Source organism: Candidatus Cloacimonadota bacterium (assembly GCA_028706475.1).
Lineage (GTDB): Bacteria > Cloacimonadota > Cloacimonadia > Cloacimonadales > Cloacimonadaceae > UBA5456.
Window position 1 is genome coordinate 1 of sequence record JAQWBI010000085.1, and the last position, 3,162, is coordinate 3,162.

Consider the following 3,162-nt stretch of genomic DNA (forward strand, 5'->3'; position numbering starts at 1 on the left):
GGGTTGGTCTGGCCGCAAAATGTGGCGTTGATTATCCGAACATGATTTACAATTATGTGCATTCAGGCAGATTGCCTTCTGCAAGCAAATATGCCGTTGGAACTATATGGCTTAACTTATACACAGATATAGTTTACTCCATACTCCGAATAATAAAGAGAATTGATAGCCCAAAGACAGTTTTAAGATCTTACAGAAGATTCACCGAAGCAACTTGGGACTGGAAGGATCCGATTCCGTTCTTTAAGTATGCGCTACTAATGGGGAGATTCGTAAAGACCAGATGATCCCATACTATAATCCGCATTTTGGTTTCCTCGACCTGATCAGGACGATGTTTTGTTTGGGAACAGAAGCGAAGCTGGCTGAGGAATTCAGGGATTTAACCGGCAAGAAGTATATTCTCTTCACTTCCTCATGCAGGAGTGCATTATACCTTGCTTATAAGGCTATCGGAAGAAACGGAGTGGTTCATACCAGCCCTCTTACTTGTAAGGTTGCACTCCTACCGATTCTTGCAACAGATAACGAAATTTGCTTTAATGACGTCAGACAAAATGATTGGACTTTAGATCCCAATGCCGTAAAAGATCGTATAACAAAAGACAGCATAGCTATTCAGGCTATTCATTTCGGTGGATTCCCGTGCGACATGCAAGCTCTGAGGGGAATTGCCGATGAAAACAGACTTGTTTTGATAGAAGACTGTGCCCAAGGGTATGGTTCAAGCTATGATGGTGTTTCTACTGGGAAATTGGGTGATATATCTTGTTTTACATTAACAAAGAACCTTTTCAGTTTGGGTGGCGGTGTTTTCGCGACCGACAACAAGGAATGGTATCTGAGGGCGAAGGAATTGCAGCAGAGCTTCGCTTCTGAAAGTACAGCCAAAATAGCTTACAGGGTTTTCATGGCTCTGATTACTACTTATCGTGCGAAACCAGGACTTGAGAACCTGTATCAGTTCGTTAAAAGGAAGGTAAAAGCATCAGAGGCTGGTGATTATCTCATGCTACTTGAGAAGGAGCTTACCAAGCCGGCCAAGTTATACTTGAAGAGTTGCTGGTCTAGATGGAGCACAATTCAAGCCCTTGTTGAGATTAGGAAAGAAGCCGCCAAATCTTTGTTGAATGAAGTGGGTGTATCCAATGAACTAAAACAAAGCAATCCATTATCTGATTCATCATACACCAAACTATTTGTTATGTCGGGAAAGGATTCAAAAGAAAGCATACTAGAATTGAATGAACATGGTATCGAAGCAATGCATTTAGAGCATAAGCATCAGGTGAGATACCAAGGTAAGCTTTTATCTTTTGCTGATCCAAATCTCCCATATTGTAATCTGAAAGCATATGAATGCATCCACGATAGATTACTAAGTCTTCCGGTTGTACAAACAGCTTACTCCAAAAGCAAGCATACACAGCTATTTAACGCTATGAGAATGAATAATGAATAAGACAATTTGGTTTGACATCACCAATACTCCTCATATAAACTTCTTTAAACCCCTTATCATGAGGTTGCAGAAAGACTATAAGCTCATCTATTCACTGAAGGACTTCGCTGAGACAGTTCCCTTGTTTGAGAAAGACATCCGGGAAGAATACGTCTTGATTGGAGCTCATAAGGGTAAGAACAAGTGTAGCAAAGTGCTGGGGATGCTATCACGCATTAGTAACTTGAACTCAAGCATCTCACATTTTGATATTAAGATTTCTATTGGTGGCGATTCTTCAAACTACCTAGCCAAGATTCGCAGAAAGAAGTCCATAACCTTTGATGACAATGAAACATCCTTCAATAAAAGGTATAGTCTCTTTACAGACATGGCTTTCTGGCCCAAGGCAGTTCCTCAAGCCGAGCTTGCAAGACAAGGTTTTAAGCGGAATAAGCTATATCAGTATGATGGCTTCAAAGAAGACATTTACGTGGCTGATTATCATCCAGACGACAACTTCAGCAATAGTCTCCCTTTCGAACACTATGTGGTTGTTCGTCCCGAAAACTTACAAGCAAATTACATAGACAATGATTCCGCAAAACCAATCACACCTAAATTGCTTCAGGCTCTATCGAAAGCGGGTTACAACATATTGTACCTGCCAAGGTATGCCGTGGACAAGGCTTATGCAGAGGGAGTCAAGAATATCTACATTCCTAATAAGCCCATCAATGGCTTGGATGCATGCTATTATTCCGAGGGAGTATTGACCGGGGCGGGTACTTTTGCGCGGGAAGCAGCATGTCTGGGAGTGCCTTCTTTTTCTTTTTTTGCCGGGAAGTCATTACTGGCTGTCGACAAAGCCATGATCAGAGATGGCAAGATGTTCTTTTCCAGAGATGTGTCAGAGCTGATGGCACGGTTGAAAACAAGTAATCGAACCGATGTGGATTTGAATAGATCTAAAGTGGTTCAGGAAGAAGTAATAACGAAACTGAAAGAGGTTATCGAAGCTTGATAAAACAGATACATTTAATCGTGGGTGCCCGCCCGAATTTCATGAAGATGGCGCCGCTATACAAGGTGCTAAAAGAACAGGGTGATCGATATACACCCGCCTTGATTCACACCGGGCAGCATTATGACGAGAAGATGTCCAAGCTTTTTTTTGAAGATTTGGGTATGCCGGAACCGGATGCGTATTTGCATGTGGGTTCGGGGACTCATGGACAGCAGACAGCCCGAATAATTGAAAGATATGAAGAATACATCCTTTCTGGAAATAGACCTGATCTAGTGATTGTGGCCGGTGATGTGAACTCTACGATAGCTTGTGCACTGGTAGCAAAGAAACTACATATTCCGGTAGTCCATCTGGAAGCCGGCTTACGCAGCTTTGATGAAAGAATGCCGGAAGAGATAAACCGAGTTCTTACCGACAGGATATCAGACCTTCTCCTTACGCCGTCAGATGATGGTGATGCCAATCTTCTTATTGAAGGCGTTCCTGCTGAGAAGATTCATTTGGTGGGCAATATCATGATTGATTCTTTGGTGGAGCATCGGAAAAAAGCAGATAGTTCAGAGGTAATGAGTGAGTTGGGTATTAATGAGAATGAGCCCTATGTTTTGGTGACTTTGCATCGTCCTTCAAATGTGGATGAAGTGGGCGGTTTGGAAATGCTCTTAGGCGCTTTCCGCGAAATTGGTAAGCA

At 42.4% G+C, this 3,162-nt stretch carries 4 protein-coding genes; all 4 read left to right on the plus strand.

Annotation, left to right across the window (positions count from 1 at the left end; genetic code table 11):
• The coding region (locus tag PHF32_08725; protein ID MDD4560798.1) for a hypothetical protein at positions 1 to 287 on the plus strand (287 nt) is incomplete at its 5' end.
• Positions 284 to 1,462 (plus strand): DegT/DnrJ/EryC1/StrS family aminotransferase, encoded by a 1,179-nt coding sequence (locus PHF32_08730; protein MDD4560799.1) that lies wholly within the window; start codon positions 284 to 286, stop codon positions 1,460 to 1,462. The genes PHF32_08725 and PHF32_08730, both read left to right, overlap by 4 nt.
• Positions 1,455 to 2,465, plus strand: a complete 1,011-nt coding sequence (locus PHF32_08735) for a DUF354 domain-containing protein (GenBank protein MDD4560800.1) — start codon at positions 1,455 to 1,457, stop codon at positions 2,463 to 2,465. The genes PHF32_08730 and PHF32_08735 overlap by 8 nt, the downstream gene beginning before the upstream one ends.
• A partial coding sequence (locus tag PHF32_08740) for a UDP-N-acetylglucosamine 2-epimerase (protein MDD4560801.1) occupies positions 2,462 to 3,162 on the plus strand: 701 nt, incomplete at its 3' end. The genes PHF32_08735 and PHF32_08740, both read left to right, overlap by 4 nt.